The 24,338-nt window shown below is 69.9% G+C and carries 22 protein-coding genes; 17 read left to right on the top strand and 5 right to left on the bottom strand.

What is annotated here, in order from left to right; genetic code table 11:
- Positions 1–150: 150 nt before the first annotated feature.
- Positions 151–495 carry a hypothetical protein gene (locus ACTH43_RS15675; protein ID WP_441445832.1) on the top strand — a complete coding sequence of 115 codons (345 nt, stop codon included), beginning with the start codon at positions 151–153 and terminating at the stop codon, positions 493–495.
- 31 nt (positions 496–526) lie between these two features.
- Here the strand turns inward: ACTH43_RS15675 and ACTH43_RS15670 are convergent, their stop codons facing one another.
- The gene (locus ACTH43_RS15670; protein WP_441445831.1) at positions 527–1,105 is read right to left on the bottom strand and encodes an Lrp/AsnC family transcriptional regulator; all 579 of its coding nucleotides are present in this window, start codon (positions 1,103–1,105) and stop codon (positions 527–529) included.
- Positions 1,106–1,243: 138 nt separating this feature from the next.
- On the opposite strand from ACTH43_RS15670, the gene ACTH43_RS15665 reads away from it, so the two are divergent.
- The 13 genes from ACTH43_RS15665 (at position 1,244) to ACTH43_RS15605 (ending at position 15,812) form a co-directional block, all read left to right on the top strand.
- Positions 1,244–2,842: an ABC transporter substrate-binding protein gene (locus tag ACTH43_RS15665; RefSeq protein WP_441445830.1), complete on the top strand. Its 1,599-nt coding sequence runs from the start codon at positions 1,244–1,246 to the stop codon at positions 2,840–2,842.
- An 11-nt stretch (positions 2,843–2,853) separates the two neighbouring features.
- Entirely contained in the window at positions 2,854–3,921 is a 1,068-nt protein-coding gene (locus ACTH43_RS15660; protein ID WP_441445829.1) for an ABC transporter permease, read from the top strand.
- Positions 3,918–4,865 carry an ABC transporter permease gene (locus ACTH43_RS15655; protein WP_441445828.1) on the top strand — a complete coding sequence of 316 codons (948 nt, stop codon included), beginning with the start codon at positions 3,918–3,920 and terminating at the stop codon, positions 4,863–4,865. Before ACTH43_RS15660 ends, ACTH43_RS15655 begins: the two co-directional genes overlap by 4 nt.
- Positions 4,862–5,665, top strand: coding sequence for an ABC transporter ATP-binding protein (locus ACTH43_RS15650; protein ID WP_441445827.1), 804 nt, complete (start codon positions 4,862–4,864; stop codon positions 5,663–5,665). Before ACTH43_RS15655 ends, ACTH43_RS15650 begins: the two co-directional genes overlap by 4 nt.
- The gene (locus ACTH43_RS15645) at positions 5,662–6,504 is read left to right on the top strand and encodes an ATP-binding cassette domain-containing protein (RefSeq protein WP_441445826.1); all 843 of its coding nucleotides are present in this window, start codon (positions 5,662–5,664) and stop codon (positions 6,502–6,504) included. Before ACTH43_RS15650 ends, ACTH43_RS15645 begins: the two co-directional genes overlap by 4 nt.
- Positions 6,505–6,641: 137 nt before the next feature.
- The gene (locus ACTH43_RS15640; protein ID WP_441445825.1) at positions 6,642–7,310 is read left to right on the top strand and encodes an RNA polymerase sigma factor; all 669 of its coding nucleotides are present in this window, start codon (positions 6,642–6,644) and stop codon (positions 7,308–7,310) included.
- A complete protein-coding gene (locus tag ACTH43_RS15635; RefSeq protein ID WP_441445824.1) occupies positions 7,310–8,563 on the top strand; it encodes a protein kinase domain-containing protein in 1,254 nt (417 codons plus the stop codon). The genes ACTH43_RS15640 and ACTH43_RS15635 overlap by 1 nt, the downstream gene beginning before the upstream one ends.
- A gap of 118 nt (positions 8,564–8,681) precedes the next feature.
- On the top strand, positions 8,682–9,395 hold the full coding sequence (locus ACTH43_RS15630) for a hypothetical protein (RefSeq protein WP_441445823.1): 714 nt from the start codon (positions 8,682–8,684) through the stop codon (positions 9,393–9,395).
- Positions 9,392–10,021: an OmpA family protein gene (locus tag ACTH43_RS15625; protein WP_441445822.1), complete on the top strand. Its 630-nt coding sequence runs from the start codon at positions 9,392–9,394 to the stop codon at positions 10,019–10,021. The genes ACTH43_RS15630 and ACTH43_RS15625 overlap by 4 nt, the downstream gene beginning before the upstream one ends.
- 162 nt (positions 10,022–10,183) lie before the next feature.
- The gene (locus ACTH43_RS15620) at positions 10,184–12,013 is read left to right on the top strand and encodes a hypothetical protein (RefSeq protein WP_441445821.1); all 1,830 of its coding nucleotides are present in this window, start codon (positions 10,184–10,186) and stop codon (positions 12,011–12,013) included.
- Positions 12,014–12,244: 231 nt separating this feature from the next.
- Entirely contained in the window at positions 12,245–13,357 is a 1,113-nt protein-coding gene (locus ACTH43_RS15615) for a type IV toxin-antitoxin system AbiEi family antitoxin domain-containing protein (protein ID WP_096164501.1), read from the top strand.
- The gene (locus ACTH43_RS15610; RefSeq protein WP_441445820.1) at positions 13,320–14,222 is read left to right on the top strand and encodes a nucleotidyl transferase AbiEii/AbiGii toxin family protein; all 903 of its coding nucleotides are present in this window, start codon (positions 13,320–13,322) and stop codon (positions 14,220–14,222) included. The genes ACTH43_RS15615 and ACTH43_RS15610 overlap by 38 nt, the downstream gene beginning before the upstream one ends.
- Positions 14,223–14,324: 102 nt before the next feature.
- Positions 14,325–15,812 (top strand): C69 family dipeptidase, encoded by a 1,488-nt coding sequence (locus tag ACTH43_RS15605; RefSeq protein ID WP_441445819.1) that lies wholly within the window; start codon positions 14,325–14,327, stop codon positions 15,810–15,812.
- Positions 15,813–15,956: 144 nt separating this feature from the next.
- On the opposite strand, the gene ACTH43_RS15600 is transcribed toward ACTH43_RS15605, so the two are convergent.
- A complete protein-coding gene (locus ACTH43_RS15600; RefSeq protein WP_441445818.1) occupies positions 15,957–16,496 on the bottom strand; it encodes a TetR/AcrR family transcriptional regulator in 540 nt (179 codons plus the stop codon).
- Between the two features lie 195 nt (positions 16,497–16,691).
- Between ACTH43_RS15600 and ACTH43_RS15595 the strand changes: the two genes are divergently transcribed.
- A complete protein-coding gene (locus ACTH43_RS15595) occupies positions 16,692–18,203 on the top strand; it encodes an MFS transporter (RefSeq protein ID WP_441445817.1) in 1,512 nt (503 codons plus the stop codon).
- Positions 18,204–18,357: 154 nt separating this feature from the next.
- Here the strand turns inward: ACTH43_RS15595 and ACTH43_RS15590 are convergent, their stop codons facing one another.
- The 3 genes from ACTH43_RS15590 to ACTH43_RS15580 all read right to left on the bottom strand — a co-directional run bounded on the left by ACTH43_RS15590 (position 18,358) and on the right by ACTH43_RS15580 (position 21,922).
- Positions 18,358–19,824 carry an SPFH domain-containing protein gene (locus ACTH43_RS15590; protein WP_441445816.1) on the bottom strand — a complete coding sequence of 489 codons (1,467 nt, stop codon included), beginning with the start codon at positions 19,822–19,824 and terminating at the stop codon, positions 18,358–18,360.
- A gap of 80 nt (positions 19,825–19,904) precedes the next feature.
- A complete protein-coding gene (locus tag ACTH43_RS15585) occupies positions 19,905–20,393 on the bottom strand; it encodes a hypothetical protein (RefSeq protein ID WP_441445815.1) in 489 nt (162 codons plus the stop codon).
- 14 nt (positions 20,394–20,407) lie between these two features.
- On the bottom strand, positions 20,408–21,922 hold the full coding sequence (locus ACTH43_RS15580; RefSeq protein WP_441445814.1) for a hypothetical protein: 1,515 nt from the start codon (positions 21,920–21,922) through the stop codon (positions 20,408–20,410).
- Positions 21,923–22,059: 137 nt separating this feature from the next.
- Here ACTH43_RS15580 and ACTH43_RS15575 point away from each other — a divergent pair, with 137 nt between their 5' ends.
- A complete protein-coding gene (locus ACTH43_RS15575) occupies positions 22,060–22,698 on the top strand; it encodes a TOTE conflict system archaeo-eukaryotic primase domain-containing protein (protein WP_441445813.1) in 639 nt (212 codons plus the stop codon).
- Positions 22,699–22,716: 18 nt separating this feature from the next.
- A complete protein-coding gene (locus ACTH43_RS15570) occupies positions 22,717–24,132 on the top strand; it encodes an ATP-binding protein (RefSeq protein WP_441445812.1) in 1,416 nt (471 codons plus the stop codon).
- Positions 24,133–24,338: the final 206 nt, after the last annotated feature.

The following is a 24,338-nucleotide window of genomic DNA, read 5'->3' as shown; positions in this document are numbered from 1 at the left end:
AACTACGAGATCGCCGCCTAACTCCCACTGGTCTCATCCACCTTGACAATTTCCGTCCGCCACCTTACGGCCGAGAGCTCCCGAGGCCGCGTGTGACAGCACCGCGCTCCCGCCTTCGCACGCCTCCTCCGGGTGCGCCATACTCACCCCATGCCAACCCCCTCCCCCCTCTCCCTCGACGGCCTCGTCTTCGACATGGTCTCCTCCACCGCTTCCGTCGTGGACCCGACCTCCCCCACCCGTTTCGTCTACCACCAGCAGGGCGAGCTGGTGTGGGGCAGCTACACCGGGGACACGGTCACCGAAGGTCGCTTCGTCGGGCAGCTGGCCGGCACGGAGCTCGCGATCTCCTTCGCCCATGAGCTGGTCGCCGATCGCAGCGTGGTGCGCGGGGAGGCGACCAGCCGCGTCGAGGAGCGCGACGGCACGATCGCGCTGATCGAGGAGTTCGCCAAGGACGGCGTGGCCCACGAGAGCGTCTGCCTGCAGGTCTGAGCGCCCGCTCGGCCCATCGGCCGCCTGCGCGTCAGTCGATGCTGCTGGGCCGGTCCGGATTGGTGCGGGTGTAGCGCAGCAGTCCCCGCTCGCCGGCCACCTGCTGGTGATCGCCCAGATCCGGCGGCAGCAGTCGGCCGCGATCGAACACCTCGTCGAGCACCAGCACCGTCTCCACGCTCTTGACCTGCGGCAGTGCAGCCACCACGCCGACCACGAAGCTGTGCACGTCATCGACCCCCACTCCGCGCGTCAGCAGCATGACGTCGTGCTCGCCGGTGGTGATCTTCGCCGATTCCACGTCCGGGATCCCCGAGATCTCCTCCAGGAACTCCGGCAGCCGCTGCGGGTGCACCGTCACGAACACCAGGGTGCAGACCCCGAGGCCGGCCTTCACCGGATCGATCTGCGCGGAGTAGCCGGTGATGACCCCCGCGTCCGTCAGCGCCTCGACCCGCGCATAGGCGTTCGAGCGGGACACGCCCACCTCCTGGGCCAGCGCCGCTATCGAGATTCGACCGTGATCTCGCAGCACCTGGAGGATGCGAAAGCTGATGTCGTCGATTCCTGCGGCGGAACGTCCTGAAGTCCTCGTCGGATCGCTGTTCATTCTGGACATTCTGCCGCAGGTGACGTCTCAGTAGGTAGAGATGATCGATCCGGGTCGTGAGGGAGGACATATAGTTCCCTGTCACACCCGCAGTTCCACCACCCGTCCATCGCGGGTGACCCACCGTTGGAGGCTTCCGTGCACCGCACCTCTCGTCGCACCGTCATCGCTCTCGGGCTCGGCGCGAGCCTCGCACTGGCCGGCTGCTCCGGCGGCAACTCGGCCGGCGGCAACTCCGGTGGCGGCGACGGCGGCGACGGCTCGTCCACCCTGGTGATCGACACCGCGTTCTCCCTCGAGACCGGGGACCCGGGCCGCAACTACGTGCCCACCGGCAACATGATGCTGCACGCCGTCTACGACACGCTCCTCACCTTCGAGGGCTCCGAGGAGGACGAGCCGATCCCGTCGCTGGCCACCATGGAGAAGAACGAGGACGCGACCTCCTTCACGTTCACCCTGGCCGAGGGGCGCACCTTCTCCGACGGCTCCACCGTGAACGCCGACGACGTCGTCTTCTCCCTGACCCGCGTGCAGGGGATGACCGAGTCCAAAGCGAACTTCCTGATGAACGGCATCACCGTCGAGAAGGTCGACGACATGACCGTCACCCTCACCACCGAGGACCCCTCCCTCGAGCTGCCCGCGATCGTCACGAACCCGGCGCTGTCCATCCTCAACTCGGAGCTGGTCCAGGACAACGGCGGCACCACGGGAGACGACGACGCCGCCGAGGACTTCCTGGGAAGCGCCTCCGCCGGTTCCGGACCCTACCTGCTGGACTCGATGGACATCACCTCCCGCGCGGTGCTCGTGCCCAACCCCGAGTACAACGGCGAGTACGCGCCCGGGTTCGAGCGCATCGTGATCCGGAACGTCACCGAGTCCGCGACGCAGCTGATCAACCTCCAGGGCGGGGACTCCCACCTCGCCGTCGACCTCAACGGCGACCAGGTCGCCGAGCTCGGTGAGGACTTCACCGTCACCTCGAAGCCCTCCGCACAGACCATCTTCCTGCTGGTCAATCAGAACGAGGAGGTCGGCCAGGTCACCGCCGATCCCAAGTTCGCCGAGGCCGTCCGCTACGCCCTGAACTACGAGGAGCTCCTGCAGCTCGCCGGCGAGGGCTCGGTGCAGGCCACCGGCGTGATCCCGCCGATGTTCACCGGCGCGCTGGACAGCGGTGTCGCCGAGGATCTGGAACGGTCGAAGACGGCGCTGGAGGAATCCGGCTACGCCGGTGAGACCATCACGCTGCAGTTCCCCAGCGACAACCCCGTCGGCGGTGTGGAGTTCACCCCCGTCGCCGAACGGGTCCAGGCCCAGCTGAAGAACGCCGGCATCACCGTGGAGCTCGCCCCGGCGCCCTTCGCCTCCCAGATCGAGCCGTACGTGGGCGGCCAGGAAGCCTTCTCCATGTGGTACTGGGGCCCCGACTTCGCCGACTCGTCCTCGTTCCTGCCCTTCGGCCCCGGCGAGAAGGTGGGCCTGCGCGCCGGCTGGGAGGCCGACGCAGACCCGGAGATCGCCGAGCTCGTGAGCACCGCCGCGAACGCGACCTCGGTCGAGGAGCGCGAGCAGGCGATGCGCGAGTACGCCACCGCGATGCAGGAGGAGGGGCCCTTCGTGCCCCTGATCGTCCCCGGCATCAACCTGGCCAGCAGCACCACCGTCACCAACGTCCAGAACAACACCAACTGGACTCTCGACATCCCGCTGCTCCAGCCCGCCGGCTGAGCTCCCCCACGATGACCGCCACCACCACATCGCAGAAGCCTGCCCGGCTCTGGCAGCGCTGGCCGCTGCTGGGGTACATCCTGCGCCGCCTCGGCACCTCGGTGCTGCTGATGCTCGGCGTGACCATGGTGACGTTCGTGCTCACCGCGCTCGTGCCCGGCGACCCGGTCGCCGCAGCGCTGGGCGAAGGTGCGGCGAGCAACCCCGCCACGGTGGCCGCGTACGTCGAGGAGCACGGACTGGACAAGTCCATCCCCGAGCGGTACCTGATCTACCTAGCGGCTCTGCTCCAGGGCGATCTGGGCACCTCGATCAAGACCGGCCGCCCGGTGGCGACCGAACTGGCCACCGCCGTCCCGGCGACGGTGGAGATCGCGCTCTGTGCGATCGTCGTCAGCCTCGCCGTCGGCCTCGCTCTCGGCACCATCGCTGCCCACCACCGCGGCCGCGCGACCGACCAGGTGCTGCGGGTCGTCTCCCTGCTCGGCCTGAGCGTGCCCACGTTCTGGCTGGCCATCATGGCGTACCACACCTTCTTCCTCCGCCTGGGCGTCGCACCGGGCGCGGGGCGGCTGGACCCCACATTCACCCCGCCGCCGACCGTCACCGGGCTGTACACCGTGGACTTCATCCTGGGCGGCGACCCCGTCGGCTTCTTCGACGCGCTCGCCCATCTGGCGCTGCCCGTGCTCGTGCTGTCGCTGTTCACCATCGGCCTGCTCACCCGTTTCATCCGAGCCGCCGTGCTCGAGGTACTGGACACCGACTACATCCGCGCCGCCCGCGCCAAGGGGCTGCCCCGTCGCCGGGTCATCGGCGCCTACGTGCTGCGCGGCGCCTCCCTGCCGATCCTCACCGTCGTCGGCGTCGCCTTCGGCGTGCTGCTGTCCGGGACCGTGCTGGTCGAGGCCGTCTTCGCCTGGCCGGGGCTCGGCACCTATGCGTTCAACTCCGCGATCAACCTCGATCTGCCGGGCGTGATGGGCGTGGGGCTGGTGGTGGGCGCGATCTACCTGGTCATCAACTTCGCGGTGGACCTGCTCTACGGGGTCCTCGATCCCCGGGTGAGGCTGGCATGAGCGCATCGACCTTCCCGCGCACCCGGCGCCGTCGGGGCCGTCTGTTCCGTGCGATCCCGACCGCCTGGCGCACTCCCCTGGCGATGATCGGCGCGTTCATCGCGCTGGCCTGGATCGTGATCGCGCTCATCGCTCCCTGGGTGGCGCCCCACGATCCGCTCGCCCAGCAGCTCCCCCGGCTGACAGCCCCCGGCGACGTCTCCGTCCTCGGCACCGACCAGGTGGGCCGCGACGTGTTCTCCCGCCTCCTGACCGGTGCCCGGGTGACGATGCCGCTGGCCCTGCTCATGGTGGTCAGCGCGACCGTGCTCGGCACCCTGATCGGCTCCGTCGCCGGATTCGTGGGCGGCTGGGTCGATGAGACGCTGATGCGCCTGACCGACCTGATCATGGCGTTCCCCACCGTCATCCTCGCGATGATCATCGCCGCCTCGCTGGGGCCCTCGCTGCTGAACGCCGTGATCGCCGGCATCGTCGTGTCCTGGCCGCAGTACGCCCGCGTGGTGCGCTCGCTCGTGCTGAGCCTGCGCACCCAGAACTTCGTGATCGCCGGGCGGCTGCTGGGCTACTCCCCGTGGAGATCGCTGCGCAGCGACATCCTGCCCAACGTCGCCGGCCCCGTGCTGGTGCTCGCCTCCCTCGACATCGGCACCGCGATCCTGCTGCTGACCGGCCTGTCGTTCCTGGGCCTGGGCGCCCAGCCGCCGGCCGCCGAATGGGGCTCGATGATCTCCGGCGCGATGAACCACATCGACGCCTGGTGGCTCGGGGTCTTCCCGGGCCTGGCGATCCTCACCGTGGTGATGGCGTTCAACTTCATCGGCGACTCGCTGCGCGATGCGCTGGACCCGCTCTCCTCCGCCGAGCGCGAGGGCGCGGCCGGCGGCACCGAGCACGAGGAGCCGGCGACCCTCGAGAACCCGACGACGGAGGAGGGACGATGAGCGCCCTGAGCATCCGTGACCTGACGATCGCCTTCGGACGCCACGACCCGGTGCAGGTGGTCGCCGGCATCTCGCTCGACCTCTCCCCCGGGAGGATCCAGGGCCTCGCCGGGGAATCCGGCTCCGGCAAGACCGTCAGCGCCATGGCCGTGCTCGGGCTGCTGCCGGCGACCGCGCAGATCGGAGGCTCGATCCGACTGGGCACCACCGAACTGGTCGGGATGCGCCCCCGTGAGCTCAACCGAGTGCGGGGCCGGCGCATCGCCATGGTGTTCCAGGACCCCTCGGCCAGCCTGCACCCGCAGCTGACCATCGGGGCACAGCTGACCGACCACGTGCGTGCGCACCTGCGCCTGAACCGGCGCGATGCCCGGCAGCGGGCTATCGACCTGCTGACCCAGGTGCACGTGCCCGACCCCGCCGAGGCGCTGCGGAGGTACCCGCACCAGTTCTCCGGCGGCCAGCGCCAGCGCATCGCGATCGCGGTCGCCCTGGCCTGCGACCCCGAGGTGCTGCTGGCCGACGAGCCGACGACGGCCCTCGACGTCACCGTCCAGGCGGGGATCCTCCATCTCCTGCGGGAACTGGTGGACCAGCGCGACCTGGCCGTGCTGCTGGTGACCCACGACCTCGGCGTGATGAGCGCCGTCGCGGACGACGTCGCGGTGATGCGCTACGGACAGATCGTCGAATCCGGCAGCACCCACGACGTCTTCACGACGCCCCAGCACGCCTACACGCGCACGCTGCTGGAGTCGATGCCCGATGCGCAGCAGTCACTCGTGGAGGACGTCGAATGAGCACCGTTCTGGAAGCGACGGACCTCGCGGTCGAGTACCGCGGGCACCGCACCGTGCGGGCGGTCGACGGCGTCTCGTTGACGATCAGCGCCGGCGAGGTGCTGGCGCTGGTCGGCGAGAGCGGCTGCGGCAAATCCTCCACCGCCCGCGCCGTGATCGGCATGGAGAAGCCCCACTCCGGGGACATCCGGTTCCGGGGAGCGCCGGTGCCGCCGCTGGGACTGCGCCGTCGGAAGGCCGAGCTCACAGCGATGCAGATGGTGTTCCAGGACCCGAACTCCTCGCTGAACCCGCGCAAGCGGATCGGGGACCAGATCGCCGACGGAGTCACCGCGGCACGAAGTCGCGGCCTGTCCTCGGACGCTCCCCGTCAGTGGCTCGGCGCCGTGGGCCTGGACCCCGACATGGTCACCCGCTACCCGCACCAGTTCTCCGGCGGTCAGCGCCAACGGATCGCGATCGCCCGGGCCCTGGCCGCACAGCCGGACCTGCTGGTCGCCGACGAGCCGATCTCCGCACTGGACGCCTCCAGCCAATCCGAGGTCGCCTCGATGATGCGCCGACTGGTTCTCCAGGCCGGAGCGGGCATGCTGTTCATCTCCCACGACCTGTCCGTCGTGCGGATCATGGCCGACCGCGTGGCCGTGATGTACCGCGGCCGGATCGTCGAATCCGGGCCGACGGCGATGGTCTGGGCCGATCCGGTCCACCCCTACACGAAGGCGCTGCTGGGAGCGATCCCGCACCCGGACGGGAAGGGCGTGCTGCCGGCGGCCCCGGCGGCCGAGGCCCCGGCGGAGTGGCACGAGGAGCTGCCGGGGGCGCTGGACCGGGGGTGAGCCTGTGGGGTCCCTGCGTGATGGGGCACCCTGACCTCGCCCTCAGCGGAGTGCCGCCCCCCGGGCTCGAGATCGGCACAGTCCAGCCTGCGACGTCCGGCACCGGCCGCCACGACCCGCACGATAGGCTCGCGCACATGGGGACGGAACGGGGGTCGCCGGCCGAGGCGGCGGCACGAGCATGCGATGAGCTGGAGCGATACCTGACGACGGGCCGGATCGACGCCGCCCGCCGCACCGCCGACGCTCTCCTCGGCGCGGGCGCGCAGGACGAGGTGCTGGCCGCGCTCGCGCAGCTCTCTGTCACGCTCCCCGAAGCACTCGAGCTGTTCGTCGAGACCCTCGATGCGACCGGAGTGGTGCGCCGTTTCGCCGGCGCCGCACTGCTGGATCCCTCCGCCGTGGATGATGTCGCCCAGGATTCCCTGATCTCGATCGCGCAGTCGATCCACAGCTATGACGGCCGGTCGAAGGTGACCACCTGGGTGCACAGCATCGTGCGCCGACGGGTGGCGGACCATCTGCGCCGTCAGCGACGCACCGTGGAGCTCGAGGAGCAGCACCGCCCTGCGGCACGGATGAGCTCGCTGATCGCGGACCGGGTCAGCGTGCAGCAGGTGCTGGCCGGTCTGCCGGACCGCTACCGGGCGCCGGTCGAGCTGCGTGACCTCGAGCAGCTGCCCTATGCGGCGATCGCCGCACGGCTGGGCCGCGCCGAAGGAACCGTGAAGTCACAGGTCAGCCGGGGCCGCGCGATGCTCGCCGGCCGGCTGGGCGCGGACCAGCCCGCTCCCGAGAAGCTCTGATGGGAGAGCTGCTGGGCCACTACCGGCTGCACGAGGTGCTCGGTGTCGGCTCCTTCGCCACGGTGCACCGCGCACACGACGAGCGACTCGACGCCTCCGTGGCCGTCAAGGTCCTGGCTGAGAACCACAGCCTGAACCCCGAGATCCGGGAGCGCTTCATCGCCGAGGGCCGCACCCTGCGCCGCGTCGGCGGCCCGCACCTGGTCACGGTCCACGACATCGGCCAGACCTCCCGGCAGCAGCCGTACCTGGTGCTCGAGCTCGCCGACCGCGGCACCCTGCGTCAGCGCGTCGAGACCTTGCGGGCCGAGGGCTGGCGCGCCACCCGCGAGGATGCGCTGGCTCTTGCCCGGCCGCTGGCGGCCGCGGTGGGGGCGGTGCATCGGGCCCGGCTGGTCCACCGCGATCTGAGCCCCGGGAACCTGCTCTTGACCAGCACCGGCGGCGTCGCCGGTGTGACTCAGGGCGATGCCGTCACGCCGCCGGCGTCGGTGCTCGGCGCCGACGAGCGCCTGCTGGTCGCCGATCTCGGGATGTGCAAGGACCTCGCAGTCAGCTCCGGCCTCACCGTCGCCGCCGGCACCGACGGGTTCCGTCCACCCGAGCAGTCCCGGCCCGCAGTGGTCGACATCCGCGCCGACATCTGGGCGATGTCCGCCGTGCTGCGCTGGCTCGCCCAGGATGCCGACCTTCCCGCGGCACTGCACCGGACGCTCGAGCGCGGACTGCAGGAGGATCCCGGCGCCCGCCAGGCCGACGCGACGACATGGCTCGCCGAGGTCGAGGAGGCCCTGGCCCTCGAGACTGCACCGGCCGCGCACGAGCCGTCGGCCGCCTCGCCGGTCGGCCCCGAGCCGTCGTCCGCCTCGTCGCTCTCGGCCAGCGCCGGCGTCGGATACCGCCTGCGCCGTCGCGCCGTCCTCGGAGCGCTGCTGGTGCTCGCCCTGGTCACCGGGCTGGGGCTCGGCAGCCTGCTGGGGCTCCGCGACGACGTGCCGTCGGCAGCGGGCGGTGCCTCGCTGGCGATCGACGGGCCAGCCGAGGTGAGGGTCGGCGAGGAGGCGGTGTTCACTGCGGAGGTGGAGGGTGCCGACTCCTGGGTGTGGTCCCTGCCCACCGGCTCCCACCTCGTCGATGCCGAGCAGACGGTCCTCACCGCCTCCGGGCCCGGCACCGCGGAGGTGGTGCTGCGCGCCCGCGCCCCCGACGGGCAGAAGCTGGAGGCACGGCGCACGGTGCGGGTTCTCGAGTGACCTCACGGCGGCTCAGAACTTTCTCGAGATCCGATGCAACCGAACCGCCCTCCGCGACGACATACACCGTGAGACCACATCGATGGCGTCCGCGCAGCCGGCGCCCGACCGAAGGAGCATGACCATGACAGACCGCCGCACTCTCCGGCCCACGCGGCGCCAGGCCGTGCTGGCCCTCACCTCCCTGGCCGCCCTGTCGATGACGGCCTGCTCCGGCGGCGGCGACGAGGCTGAGTTCGAGGATCCCGCCGACGAGCCCACCGCCGACGAGCAGGCCGACGGATCCGATGCCTCAGACGGCGGCGGGCAGGAGCATCCCTCGCAGGAGGCCGACGAGGCCGAGCCCGCCGCCGTGATCGATCCGGCCGACGCGGTCGATACGATCAGCTACACCCTGCCGAGCGGCGACATCGACGGGACGATGACCGTGGGCCTGCACCATCTGCGCGTTCGCGGCGACACCATGGAGCTGCTGCTCACCTTCACCCCGGAGTTCACCGAGCCCGGAGCGTTCACGCTCTGGGAGCTGCACGGGGAGAACCACAGCAACGTGGGGCCGGCGCTCTTCGACCGCGTCAACCTCAAGCGCTACGACATCCTGCGCACCAATGGCAGCTGGGATACCGAGGGGGTCTGGAACAGCAAGCAGGCCGTGCACGAGCTCGCCTCCGGCGACACCCAGGCGTACTGGGCGAACTACGCCGCACCCGTGGACGAGATCGACACCGTCAACGTCGGCATACCGGCCGGCCCCGAGTTCGAGGACGTCCCGATCGAGCAGGGCCCGAGCGATGCGACGGGTGAGCCCGGCGCCGAGGACGGGGAGGGATGACGATGACCGACACCACGACGCGCCGCTCCCCCGCCCGGAGGCCCGACCTGCGCATCGCGCTCGACCGACATCCCGTGGGCCGCCTCGCCGCATGCGCGGCGGCGCTGCTGGTCCTGGCGATCGCCAGTCCACCGGCACTCGCTGATGGTGAGGCGGAGGGGCCGCCCGAGCAGCCCTTCGAGATCACCCAGAAGGTCCTGGACGACTCGATCACCACGTACGTCGCGCCCAGCTCGATCACCTCGCTGGGCAGCACCGAACCGGCCGACGACCAGGTGATCGTGCTCGAGGCCGATATCCTGTTCGCCTCCAACACCTGGGACCTGCCGGGAAGCGCCACCGCCCGCATCGCCGAGCTCGCCGCCGAGATCCCCGAGGGGGCGAGCGTCCAGGTGGGAGGGCATACCGACTCCCGCCCCGTGAACCAGGCACTGTACGACTTCGACAACCAGGAGCTCTCCGAGCACCGCGCCCAGGCTGTCGCCGACGCGCTCACCGCGCAGCGCCCCGACCTCACCCTCGAGGTGACCGGCCACGGCAGCCAGCAGTTGGCCGCGAACGAGGACCCCGACGACCCGTCCTCCTACGCCGCCAATCGCCGGGTCGAGATGCGCTACGGGGACTGAGCCGGTCGAAGGCGCCCACCTCGTGACCGTGCTCGGACGCCCGCCGGGGCAGAGAGTCGGCGGCCCGCGTGCGAGGTAGCCGGTGCGAGGCCGGGCTCTCCCGTTCTCGCGCCTCACCGTCACCTTCTCGCCCTGTCGGCCCGCACCTGATGGAATGGCCCCATGAGTCCACGCCCTCGCAACCGCAACCCGCTCGGGCAGGGCGCCGCCCGCCAGCACCCGCACCGTCGCACCGCGCACCCTGCGCGGCCCGCGACCACTCCCGTCGAACCGGCGGCGGAGAACCCCCTGATCCAGGTGCTCCGCCCGGCGCTGCGCTCCGACGATCCCACCGCGTTCTGGGTCGCCGCAGCACCGCTGGTCACGGAGGTCGCGGACCTGCAGCACCATTCCGAGGAGCTGCCGGAAGGGGTGGACCTGCTGGACACCTTCCTCGAGATCAACGTCGCCGAGACCACCGCACTGCTGCACATGGTCGCGGCGATGTGTCCCGATGCGGAGCTCCGCTCCCGGGCGCGGGTGGGAGTCACCGCCCGCCGCCAGCCGATGCCGCCGCAGGTCTCCGGGCTCGCGCAGGCCTCCGTCACCGAGGGAGTCGCCTTCTCCGACGGTGCCGGGGAGAACCTGATGGTGGAGCTGGCCCTTCCCCGCGGCGTGCGGGCCGTGCTCATCGCCTACATCCCGTGGAGCCCGGCGCCCTACGTGAAGGACGCCTTCGTGATCGGCGAGTCGATGGAGCAGGTCACCGACAAGTACCGGGAGATCATGGCGCGCGAGGGGACATCGCTGGACGAGGTCCTCGAAATCGTTGACCCGGCGGATGCGCGCGCCCGCTTCAGCCAGGCCCTCGCCACGACTCCGGCGGACGTGGAACCGTCCGGCGACTGGGAGCAGTGGCCGATGCTGCGACCCTTCGTGGAGCTCGTCGTCACCCTCATGCCGGAGGGAGGGACGGGATACGACCAGGACGGCCTCGGTGCCGGCGTCTCCCGCGATGCCGCTCGCCCCGTCCCCGAGCGCCCGCCGTGGCTCCTCGAGGACGGCACCGACCTGATCGAGGAGTTCACCGCCTCCGAGCACGCCGTGGGCCTCGCACACGGCAAGGCGCTGGATGATCTGGTCGCGTACCTGATGATCCTGCTCGACGCGGGCTTCGGCGATCCGCTGGGTTGGGATCCGGAGCTCACCGAGTGGATCGTCACCGACGTGCTGCCCACGAGCCCGCTCCTCTCCGAGGACGCGGTCACGTTGATCCCGTCCGCCCTCCCGGCGCTGATCGCCTGGTCCCTCGAGCGGACCGACGAGGATCCGTCCGTGCGTGCGCGCACCCTGAGCGCGATCGCTCCGGTGCTCGAGCAGTTCCCGGCGCGTCACGCCGATCCGCGAATGCGCGCTCGCCGACTCGAGGAGCAGGTCGACCTCGCGCTCGAGCTCGAGGACCCCAGCGCGCTGCGCCTGGCGGATCTCGCTCTGCGGGCGGGCGGGGTCGAGGCGCTCGCGACGCTGAACACCACGCCGCTGCCTGCAGAGGAGCTCGCTCTCGAGCAGTTCCCCGAGGAGCTGCGGGACCTCGCCGCCGAGATCGACGCGCACCTGATCGAGGGGGCGTCCGCGCTTCTCGAGCACCACCCCGGATCCGCCGATCTCAACGAGCTCCTCACCGCCTGCCGGCGCCTGCTGGTGCGCGTCGCCCAGCTCGATGATGCGGTGCTGCGACGGAAGGCGAGCACCCGCAACACCGCTGCGGCGGTCGTCTCGATCATCGCCCGCGGCAACGACCTGATGGGCTACGCACCGGCGCCCCTGCACGAGAAGGACCTGCGGGCAGCCTTCGACCTGCGCAGCGCCCCGAGCCAGCGCGCTCGCACGCTGGCGCAGGCGGCCGCGCTCCCCCATCGCTTCGCCGGCATCGCGCTCGCCGATCCCGGGCTGCTGCTGGGCTCCATGCGTGCGAAGCTGCTGCAGGAGCGGGACGTGCTGCAGTCGGAGTGAGGGGCGACGTGGTCAGCTCTGCCCAGTTGACGTCATCGTGCCCCTCGACGAACACATCTTCGGGCACCAAGGCCCCGTCGCCGACGGCGAGTCCGCTGCGTCGGTGACCGAGTTCTGAGTTGCACAGTCTGCCCTGACGCCGCGACCTCTGTTACTTTCGGGGCACCCCCTGGCACATTGATGGCAAAGATGTAACACTCAGATGTAACATTTGAGCCGGGAAGGTGTGCGATGAGGTCAGTCGATGCGCTAGCGACGCTACAGGAGCTGGGCTCCAGTCAGCGAGGACTCGTGACCACCAGCCAGGCAGAGCAGTACGGAATCTCCCGTGTCGCTCTCGGGAGGCTCCGAGAGCGCGAGCTCATCTACCAGGCCCGCCGAGGCGTCTACGCACTTCCCACCGCCGGGGACGAGTCGCTTCAGGACCTTCACGCCGCATGGCTGAGCACTGATCCCACAGAGATTGCAGAGCAGCGCCTTGGCCAGCCCGACGTCGCCGTCTCTCATGTCTCAGCCGCTCGAGTCCATGGTCTCGGCGATCTCGTGGCCCCCCACCACGAGTTCACCTCGACGATCAGGCGGCGCACCAGTCAGCCCGACGTGCGTATCCACCGCGGTGATCTGCCCGACGACGACGTCGCCATCATCAGTGGCCTCCCTGTGACCTCGATCCCGCGAACCGTTGGCGACATCGCCGACGGCGGCGTCGACCTTGACCATCTCGCCTACGTCGTGCGAGACGCGCTCTCGTCGCCGCAGGTCCGGCCACGCGATCTGGCACGCCGCCTCGACAGGGCGGCGGCACGCCACGGGTTCGAGGACGGCGACGTTCTGGTCGAGGCGTGCCTTGAGCGCGCTGGGCTCCCGCCAGTCGCGGAGAATCTCGCGTCTGCGCGCGAATCTCTCATGCGGACCCTCGGGGGCGATGCGGTCCGCGAGCTGATGGAGAAGACCTTCGGCGACATGTTCGCGGACCAGTGGAAGACCCTCACCGCTGATCGTGCGAGCACCCTATGGGGACTTGCCGACCCACCGGCCCTCGACGCTATCCGGAGCCTTCCCGCTCAGCACACGGCTACACGATGGAGAGCCACCACGTCGAATGTGCTCGAATCATTCCGGATGCCCGCTCTGGATGCTCTCCGCTCCTCGACCCTCCGCGACCTGAACAAGTCGATGCGCCTAGGCTCCCCATGGGCCACGAACCCTTCGGGTGGCCAGGGCATGGATGTCCAGGCCTCGGAACGAAAGAAAGTGAGCGATGGCGACGAAGCAATCCAGGCCGCAGACGCCAGCTGGACTGAGGATGTCCCTGAAGGCGAAGCTGAACGCGAAGGCTCGTGAGCGCGGAGTCGCCTCGGACCCGATCCGCAAGCAGTTCGCGTTCGCACTGCTCTACCGCAGATTCTTTAGCGTGGACGGTGATCAATGGATGGTGCTCGGAGGAAATGCCTTGCTGCTGCGCACGGGAGGCGGTCGATTCACGAAGGATGTCGATATGGCTCGGGCCGACGGCTGGGCCGGCGGGGACGAGCTGCTGGTGGAGCTTCGGGACATCGTCGGGCGCGACGTCGGCGACGGATTCACCCTGGAGGTCGATCGCGTCGAGCCGCACGATCATCGCGACCAGTACGGGCACGGGACGAAGTCCGCGAAGGCGTACCTGCGCGTCGTCCTCGCTGGCGATGACTTCGAAGCCTTCACGATCGATCTGTCGACACGCCGCCACGTCAACGGACCGGTCGAATACATCGTGCCGGAGCCGATCATCGACCACGAAAGTATCCGAGGCCTGCCTGCCGTCCCCGTAGTGCCGATCGAGAATCACTTCGCGGACAAGGTCTGCGCGATGTACGAAATCCACCGAGAAGGGCAGCCGTCGACACGGTACCGCGACCTCGCTGACCTCGTCCGGATCGTCCAGGACGTCCAGGTAGATGCTGGTCGCCTCAGCGAGATGCTGGCCCATGAGCAGCAGCGCCGACGCATGAAGCCTCTGCCCACTGCCCTGCAGAGCCCCCACCCGACCTGGGAGACGGAGTTCCCGAAAGCTGCGCAGGACTTCGCGGAGTTCCCGCCCGAGCTCTACAGCCTGGACGCGTCCCTACGCACCGGTGGGGTGTGCCTCAACGAGGTGCTGTCAGGGCAGCGGACCACCGGCATCTGGAGCCCTCTGGACCAGTCGTGGGAGGAGCGGCCCACCGCATGACACGTGCCAAGCTCCCGCTCACACCCTACTGAGGTCTACCGTGGAACCCACCGCGACCCCGCGACCCCGCACTCCACCCAACCCGCCTGAGGTGACCACCCCATGCCCTGCACCACCCTCCTCGTCGGCCGCCATGCCAGCGCCGACGGTTCGCCCCTGGTCGCCCGCACCGAGGACTCCTCGAACGGCACCTTCGATCCCAAGCGGGTCGTGGTGGTGCAGCCGGAGAACCAGCCGCGCACCTACACCAGCGTGATCGGGCGGCGCACGATCGCCCTGCCGGAGGAGCCGCTGCGGTACACCGCGATCCCGAACGCCCTGCCGCACGAGGGGATCTGGGGCTGCGCCGGGATCAACGCGGCGGACGTCGCGATGAGCGCGACCGAGACGATCACCTCCAACCCTCGGGTGCTCGGCGCGGATCCGCTGGTCGAGCGCCACGGCGACCAGCCCGGCGGGTTCGGCGAGGAGGACTTCGTGACCCTGGTCCTCCCCCATATCCGCAGCGCCCGCGAGGGCGTGGAGCGCCTCGGTGCGCTGCTGGCCGAGCACGGCACCTACGAGATGAACGGGATCGCCTTCTCCGATGCCGAGGACATCTGGTGGCTGGAGACCGTGGGCGGGCATCACTGGATCGCGCGGCGCGTGCCGGAGGATCACTACGTGACGATGCCGAACCAGCTGGGCATCGACTCCTTCGACGTAGGCGACGCCGAAGGGCCCGGCCGCGACCACCTCGCGAGCCCCGATCTGCGAGAGTTCGTGCGCGAGCACCACCTGGACCTCACCCTCCGCGACAGTGCCGACGAGGACGCCTCACGCTTCAACCCCCGCGAGGCGTTCGGCTCCCACTCGGAGCACGACCACGTCTACAACACGCCTCGTGCCTGGTTCATGCAGCGCACCCTGAACCCCACCAGCGAGGACTGGGACGGCGGGCACCCCGGCGTGAGCCCGGACTCCGATGACCTGCCGTGGAGCCGTCGCCCAGAACGCCTGCTCACCGTCGAGGACGTCAAGGACGTGCTCAGCTCCCACTACCAGGGCACCGTGTTCGACCCGTACTCGTCCCGTGGCACCGAGGCCGAGCGCCGCGCCTTCCGCCCGATCGGCATCAACCGCCACAACGCGCTCGCGATCCTGCAGATCCGCCCGGACCTGCCCGAGTCGCACCGCGCCCTGCAGTGGGTCTGCTTCGCCTCGAACCCCTTCAACACGCTGATCCCGATGTTCACGAACGTCCAGGAAGCCCCCGCCTATCTCGCCACCACCGGTGAGGCCGTCAGCACCGATAGCTTCTACTGGGCCTCACGGCTCATCGCCGCGCTGGCCGACGCGCACCACGCCGAGACCATCCCCGCCATCGAGCGCTACCAGCAGAGGACGCTCGCGCTCGGCCACGCCGCGGTGCGCGCGGCCGACGAGGCGGCCAGCGGTGCCGCCTCCGCGGAGGAGGTCCCTGCCCTGCTCGCCGCAGCCAACACCGCCGTCGCCGAGCAGATCCGGGAGGCGACCGATGCACTGCTGGGCTCGGTGCTGTTCACGGCGAGCAACCGGATGACGAACCGGTTCTCGCGGTCCGACGGGTGAGGCTCCTGGCCTGAGGAAGAGTTCGTCGGGTTCCTCGCTGACGCTCCGACCGAGGACCTCGCTCGTACGTTGGTCGTCGCGGTCCTGATCGAGCTCGCGGGGCGGCGGGAGCACGCGGGCCGCAGTCGGGCACTCCGACCGCGCTCAGCGAGGGGCGCTGTCGAGCAGATGGCCGATCACCGGCATGAGCTCGTCGGGCCCGACGTGTGCGGCACCGACATGGTCGGCGCCCCCGGTGAGCGCGGCATCGAAGTAGAGCCCGTCGCCGATCAGCAGGATCGCACGCGCTGTCGGCAGGTGACCGACCTCCTCGTCGATGAGCTCGAGCCAGCCGTCGCGCGCCCGGGCCATCGCAGCGCGGGCACCGTCATGGGATTCCTGAGCGAGCTGGGCCACGGCGACCAGCGTCCGGTCCAACGGGGAGTCCGTCCACACGGAGGTGCGCACGTAGTAGCGCGACGGACCGTCCTCGGCGCTCCGCATCGCCTCCCGGTCCTCGCCGACCAGCTCGTCGAGCCGCTCGACCAGAGCCTCGGCCAGGGCTTCCTTGGACCGGAAGTGGTACAGGAGCCCGCCCTTGGAGACCCCTGCCCCGGCCGCGACCGCCTCGAGGGTGGTCGCTCGATGCCCCTCGGCCAGAAGGAGCGCCTGATAGGCGGAGAGCAGGGAATCGCGTGCGGACATGAGAGCGACCTTACGCGCTTCGGGGCCCTCCCCCTTGAACTGTACCGTCTGGACGGTTTAGTGTGGCTGTTCCGGCGGCGACGGCGTGCAGAGCCCACCTCACGGCCGCCCTGAACGGCACCGCCCTCGATCAGCCCCACGGCAGCTCGAGCCCTGCACGTCTCGAGCTCCCCCGTTCACGTCCTGGAGGTCCCCGTGCTGCCCGCTCTCGACTCGACCGTCTCCCCCGCTCGCGCCACGGCGCGGTGGTGGGCGCTGGCCGTGCTGATGCTCCCGGTCCTGCTCGTCGCAGTGGACAACACGGTCCTCGCCTTCGCGCTGCCCGCGATCTCCGAGGCGCTCACCCCCAGCGGCCAGCAGCTGCTGTGGATCGTGGACATCTACCCGCTGATCCTGGCCGGCCTGCTGGTCCCGATGGGCAGTCTGGGTGACCGTCTGGGCCGTCGGCGTCTGCTGCTGATCGGAGGCAGCGGCTTCACGCTGATCTCGGCCCTGGCCGCGTTCTCCCCGACGGCCGGGACGCTGATCGCCGCGCGCGCCCTGATGGGCCTGTTCGGGGCCATGCTCATGCCGGCCACGCTCTCGCTGATCCGGAACATCTTCACCGACCCCACCCAGCGCCGCACGGCGATCGCGATCTGGGCCGCCGGGTTCTCCGGCGGGGCAGCGCTGGGCCCCCTCCTCGGCGGGCTCCTCCTGGAGCACTTCGCCTGGGGTGCGGTGTTCCTGCTCGCCGTCCCGGTGATGCTCCCGCTGCTGCTCCTCGGCCCGCTCCTCATCCCGGAGTCGAAGGATCCTGCGCCGGGGCCGGTGGATCCCGTCAGCGTGCTGCTCGCGCTGGCGACGATGACGCCGCTGGTCTATGCGATCAAGCGCGCCTCTACCTCAGGAGTCGATGTCTTCGCGATCGTCTGCGCAGCGATCGCGGTGCTGTGCGGGGTGGCCTTCGTGCGCCGACAGCTGGCGCGGCCGGTGCCGATGCTCGACGTCACGCTGTTCACCCGCCCGGTGTTCTCCGGCGCGGTGGCCGCGAACCTGCTCAGCGTGTTCTCGCTGGTGGGGTTCCTGTACTTCGTCTCCCAGCACCTGCAGCTGGTCAGCGGGCGCAGCCCGCTGGAGGCAGGGCTCCTGCTGCTGCCGGGACTGGTGGTGACGATCATCGCCGGGCTGCTCGTGGTGCGCCTGGTCCGCCACATCACCCCGGCCACCGCCGTGGTGGCGGGGCTGTGCCTGAACGCCACCGGATTCGTGCTGGTCATGGTCGCCGGTGCCGTCGGCGGCGACCTCACCCTCTTGATCGCGTTCGCGGTCCTCGGCGCGGGCGTGGGCACCGCCGAGACGATCAGCAACGATCTCATCCTCTCCGCCGTCCCGGCCGAGAGGGCCGGGGCCGCCTCCGCGATCTCCGAGACCGCGTACGAGACCGGGGCCGTCCTCGGCACGGCCGTGCTGGGGAGCCTGCTGAACGCCGCCTACCGCAGCCACCTCGAGGTGCCCGCCGGGCTCACAGCGCCGCAGCACGCCGCCGCTTCGGAGACCCTCGGCGGGGCGACGGCAGTGGCCGCCGAACTGCCGGCCCGCACCGGCCAGGCGCTGCTGGACTCCGCCCAGCACGCCTTCGACTCCGGCGCGGTGCTCACCAGCGGCATCGGAGCGGGGCTGATGGTCATCGCGGCGCTGATCGCGCATCGCACCCTGCGGCGCTGAGGATCGGGGGGTCCGCACTCCGCGCACCCTGGGACGCGTCCTCGAGAACGGCGCCATGCCCGAGGGCAGTGCATGAGGAACCGGCGGTGCTCAGCGCACCGCCGGTTCCTCTGTGGTGAGAGAACGCCGCGCACCAGTGGCGCGGCGTCCCATCTCAGTGCGTCTCGTCCGCTCCGGCGTCAACCGAGTCGTCACCGGCCGGAGCCGCAGCAGCGCGCTTGCCCGAGGCCTCCCCCGCTGGCTGCTCCTGCGCCTGCTGCAGCGCCTGCCCGAGCGCCTCACCCTGGGCCGCGCCGGTGGCGCGCCCCTGGATCAGGTCCGGGATGCTCAGCCCGAGCGTGGACTGGACCGTGTCGAACACGCCGCGCAGGGCCCCGGCGGATTCGCCGGAGAACTGCTTGCCGGCCACGTCGCCGTCGTTGCCGTCGGAGCTGACCACGGTGATCTTGCCGATCTGGGCGTAGCCCTTGGCGAAGGTCTCCATGAGGGTGGGCAGCTGGTCCACGACGCGCTGGGCGAGCAGCGCCTCCTGGTTCTCGCGCAGCGCCTCGGCCTCGGCGCGCATGGCGTCGGCCTTGGCCTCACCGGCCAGGCGCTCGGCATCAGCATCGGCAGAGGCGCGCAGCTTCACGGCGCGGGCGTCGGCGTCGGCGACCTCTGCACGGGCCTCGGCCTCGCGACGCTGCTGGTACGCGTCGGCTTCCGTGTTCTTCTCCCGGCGGTAGAGCTCGGCGTCGGCGACGCGCTTGACGTCCGCATCCAGCTGGGCCTGCTTGTTCTCGGCCTGCTGCTGGAGCACTTCCTGGCGGGACTTCTCGCCGGCGAGCGCCTCGGCCTGTTCGGCCTGCGCCCGGGCACGGCCCACCTCTGCCTGGGCGTTCGCGCGGTTCGTGTCCAGCGCCTGGTTCTCGACGAGGTTCTGCTCCTCGTTGCGGATCTGCTCCTTGGCCACGGCGCGCTCGGCGTTGGTCTGGCTGATCTCGGCCGCCTGGCGCTTCGCCTCGATCTCCGGGGCGCCGAGGGACTGGATGTAGCCGACATCGTCGGTGATTCCGCGGATCTGGAAGGAGTCGAGGACCAGGCCCTGCTCGCGCAGCTCCGGGATCACCGTCTCGGCGATCTGCTCGGAGAAGACCTTCCGGTCGCGCATCAGCGAGATGACCGTCTGCTGGGCGACGACGCCGCGCAGCACACCCTCGAGCTGATCCTGAGTGAAGGATTCGATGGCCTCGTCCTGGGAGGCGAAGCGCTCGGCCGCCCGACGCACCAGCTCGCCCGCCGAGCCGATCTTCACCAGCGCGACGGCTTCGACCGCAACCGTGACGTTGTCCGCGGACTGCGCCTCGGCGCGCATGTTCACCTGGCGCTGGCGCAGCGAGATCACCTCGTGGCGCTGGGTGATCGGGTTGACGAGCGCCTTCCCGTTGACCACGACCGTGGTCGCCGAGGTGGTGCCGTCCGCGTTCTTCTGGCTCTTGCCAGAGACGACGAGGGCCTCATCCGCGCGAGCGACCTTGATCCACCCGCGGATGATGAGGAAGGCGATCAACGCGACGACGAGGAGGACGATCAGGACCGCGATGACGACCCCCACCGCCCCGATGCCGAGGAACGTACTCATGAAGAATCCTTCGAAGGAGTGGAAAGAGCAGGGTCAGTCTTTCACGGAAGTTCGGGGGCGGGGCGGAGATCGCGCCGCCCTCAGCTCGAGCGGATCACCACGCCCGGCCCCCAGTCCTCGGGAGCGGGGTATGCGAGCGAGAAGAGCAGCATCCGGGCTTCGTACCCGCGCAGGGGCCGCTTGCGCCAGCGCTTGGTCTCCTCGAGGAAGCTCACGAACGGCAGCAGATCCACCGCCGCGTCCCGAGGGTCGTCGAGCCCTTCGGGCAACTTCTGGGGGAACACCTCGCTCACCAGGCTTCTGAGCAGGTCCTCGGACCATTCGAGGGGATCGGTGCTGCCCAGCACATCATCCTTGAACTGCAGCAGGTTGCGGACCGTGCGCGTGACGGTCATGACCTCGTCAGGTTCGTGCTCGTCCTCGCGCAGCCAGTCCTCGAACTCGACCACGAGAGCCCAGGCCAGGTCGCGCTCCTTCTGCTGCCGCCGTGCGTCCAGGACACGATCCCGCTCCTGCTCCACGGCACCCCAGTCGCCGGGCAGGAGAGGCGTGTCATCGGTGGATCCCATGGGGCCATCCTGCCTCAGCGAGGGGCCTCCCGCAGGATGTCGACCGCGGAGATCAGCGCTGCGAGGGTCGCATGGTTGCCGTGGAAGCGGCGGCTCCCGTCGGCTGCCTCCTGATCGTGCCAGAGCAGCCCGAACGCGGCGAGCCGCGCCAGATCGCTCTGCGCGCGCCACAGCCGCCGCGCCTTCTCCAGGGCCGGCCGGTTGCCCGATGCCGGAGACGGGGTCAGGACCTCGCTGAGATCACTGAACGGCTCGGGGAGCGTGAGCCCGGCCGGGCCCGCCGCGAACAGCAGCGCGGCCATGGTGTCCTCGCCGCCGCGCAGCCCGTTCTCCTCCGGATCCTCCTGCGAGATCGAGATCAGCAACATCATCATCGTGGCCCGGGCGAACAGCCTGAAGCTCTCCGCGTCCTCGGAGGCCGGGACGTAGGGCGCAGGAGCCTCGTCCGCCGAGCGGACCTTGGCGCCGGCGATCTCGATCCATCCGCCGGCGAGGAGGGCGATCCACGGTCCCGTGATCTCGTCGACCTGCCACATCGAGGTGAGCGTCGCCGGTCCCAGGTCGAGCCCCCACTCCTCGATCAGGTCGCGCACGTCGACCAGCTTCAATGCTCCGGTCACGGTCGCAGCGCGCTCGGCCCCGACGAACTCGAGCAGTTGCGCCGCCCGCTGCACCAGCGGGACCTCCGCGTGCTCGGCGGCGATCGCCCTCGGCTCCTCCTCCGCCTGGGCCAGGGTGAGCAGGGGCTGCTCCATCTCGGAGCGGTCCGGCAGGAACCACGGCCAAGGCGGCGCATCTGCGTGGGCATCGGCAGCGCTCGATGCGCCCGGGCCCGGCGCGTCCGAGAAGAACGCGGAACCGCCCGACGGAGCCGGCGCGGCCGCGCCGGGCCACTCCGCGGGATCGAAGGTCGTCGACGGGGACGTGAGCCTCCCGGTATCCGAGATCTCGTGCCGTTCCGCATCGGTGAGAGCGGTGTTGTACCACTGGACGAAGGCCTCGAACTGCTCGGAAGCCTCGAGGCCCACGCCGAGGGTGGAGGCGTAGGTCATGAGGTTTCCGGAGAAGGATCGCGCGGTGGGATCGTCGGCCGCCTCGAGCGCCCTGAACTCGAGGCCTTCCAGCACCCGACGGGCCCGGCCCACCTCGAGGCCGTCCCGGTGCCAGCGCCCGCGGGACTCGAGGAACGCGAAGAACTGCCCCAGCGCCGGCGCCTGCGCCATCGCCATCTCGCGCGGTTGGATGACCTTTCGCGGCACCACCTGCGTGAGCAGGACCTCGATGAGCTGCTCGGTCCAGAAGCTCGGATCGGGGCTCTCGAGCTGCTCGTCCTTCAGCCGCAGCAGCGGCTCCACATGCGCGGCCTCGTCGTCGGCCTGCTCCTGAGGCACCGACTCCCGTCGCCACATCGCGAACTGGGCGAGCAGCGCCTGCAGGTCTCGTTCTCGGCGCCGGTGCTGCTCACCCGGCGAGGGGGGCTTCCGGGAGGCCGATCGCTGTGTTCCGCGGCGATGCTTCTTCTTCGGCATCCGCCCATGGTGGCGGATCGGTCGGACCGAGCGCCAGCGCGTCCCGGTGGTGAGCAGATGGCATGCCCACCGTCGCGCCGCCGATCACTGCGCTCTCGGACTCGTGAGGGATCTGATTCGGCACGAAGGGCCACCAGGTGGCGCCGTGCGTTCTACAGCCGCAGCGTGGCGTCAGGATCCGTCCCACGGCTCGATGGGGCCGAGCAGGCCACATTCTTCGAAGTCCCAGATGTTGCGCCTCGCAAGGTCCGCCCCGTGCACACGACAGGCGGCCGCCATCTGCGCATCAGCCATTGAGCACTGCAGTGCTCTCCCAGCACCTGCGGAGCGACGAACGCAGTCATATCGGCCTGTACCCGCTGCTCCACGACAACACCTGCTGGTTCCTCGCCGCGGATCTCGATGGCAAGACCGCTCTGATCGACGCGCTCGCCGTGGTGAAGGCCGCCCGTGCGAACGGCATCGCGGCAGGTCTGGAGCTCTCGCAGTCCGGACGTGGCGCGCACGTATGGATCTTCTTCACGGATGCTGTGCCTGCGGCGACCGCCCGCAGCATGGGCACGTTCCTTCTGCACGAAGCCATGGGCATGCGCGGGTCGATGGACCTGCGCTCCTACGATCGCCTGTTCCCCAATCAGGACGTAATGCCCAGTGGAGGCTTCGGCAATCTGATCGCCGCGCCGCTCGAGGGGCGCAAGCGCCGGGATGGACTGACCGTATTCCTCGACGTCAGCACTCTCGAACCCGGGGGCGTCTTCCACTCGAAGCTACTCTAAACAGTTTAGAGTAGCTTCATGTCGACCACCTATCTTCACGACCTCGACGCCGCTTCACCCGGGGACCGCCTCCAGCGGCTCATCGACGCGCCGGAGGACCAATGGTTCGACCGGAAGTCCGCCCGTATCGCCCCCAGGGACCTCGCTCGGGCACTGGTCGCCTTCTCGAACGCCGAAGGCGGGACTGTCGTGATCGGCATCCGAGATGGAGCCTTCGACGGCGACCTGATCTCCTCTGACAAGGAGAACGCGCTCCGACAGACCGCGGTCGACTTCACCCTGCCACCGGTGCGGATGGAGATCAGCCGGATCGCCTTGGATGACGAGCGTTCCGTGCTCCGGCTCGACATCCCACCCAGCGAGCACGTCCATGAGACCGTCAGCGGTGAGGTCTATCTGCGCGTCGGCGATGAGTCCAAGAAGCTCACCTACGCCCAGCGCCGCGAGTTGGACTACGACCGCGGAAGCTCGCACTTCGAGCATGAGCCGGTCCCGGAGCTCACCCTGGATGACCTGGTGCCCGAGGAGTTCACCCACTACCGGTCCGCCATCGGCGCGACCGCCGACGATGCCACCGCGCTGCGGGCACGGAGCCTGCTGCGTCGGGACGGGGCTCTTACCCAAGCCGCCGCGCTGCTCTTCGCCGAGCACCCCCAGGAATGGTTGCCGCAGGCGTTCGTGCGTGTCACTCGATTCAGCGAGGACTTCCCCGGCACCGGAAGTCGACAGAACATGGAGTCGGGCAAGGACCAGAGATTCGAGGGACCGATCCCTCGCATCATCGATGCCGCCGCAGCCTGCATCGAATCGTGGATGCCGCATCGTCGCGCCCTCGGGAGCGGCGGGAGATTCTCCGATCAGTCGATCGTGCCCAAGGACGCATGGCTTGAAGGTCTCGTCAATGCCGTCGTGCATCGAAGCTACTCGATGGCGGGAGACCACATCCGCGTAAACATCTTCCCCTCACGCATCGAGATCGAGAGCCCCGGCCGGTTCCCGGGCCTCGCGGATCCGACCCGGCCTCTGGATATCGCGCGATATGCGCGCAATCCTCGGATCGCCCGCGTCTGCTCAGATCTGGGCATCACTCAGGAACGGGGCGAGGGCATCCGGCGCATCTTCGAGGAGATGCGCCTCGTCGGTCTCGCCGATCCCGAGTACCACCAGACCAGCGGAAGCGTGAGACTCAGTCTCACTGCGCTGAGCAGATTGAGTGCCGAACAGCAGGAGTCGCTTCCTCCCGGCTCCGAGGAGATCCTGTCGATCCTCCGCCTCCACGGCCGCCCGCTGGGCACAGGAGACATCGTCGAGGAGACCGTTCGCTCTCGTCCCTGGGTACGTGCGCGGCTCGAGGAGCTGCGCGCCAGCGGGCTCGTCCACTGGGAGGGACGCTCTGCCCGCGACCCTCGCGCCATGTGGTCGCTCCCCACGTAAGGATGGCACTCGGCTCAGCGCCGTCGTTGTCTACTCGCAACTACTCGAAACGCATTCTTAGAGTAGTTGCGAGTAGGCGTAGCTGCCCCCTCCGCCGCCGTCACGACGCCTTGTCCCAGACCCATGACACGGGGTCATGTCACACAGCGGGCCCTCCCCCGTTACCTTGTTCGTAGCCCCGGACCTCTCCGGGATCGGGGTTGCTG

Source organism: Brachybacterium sp. (genome assembly GCF_052095815.1).
Lineage (GTDB): Bacteria > Actinomycetota > Actinomycetes > Actinomycetales > Dermabacteraceae > Brachybacterium.
Note: the sequence above shows the minus strand (reverse complement) of the source record. Positions and strands in the feature narration are given on the sequence as shown.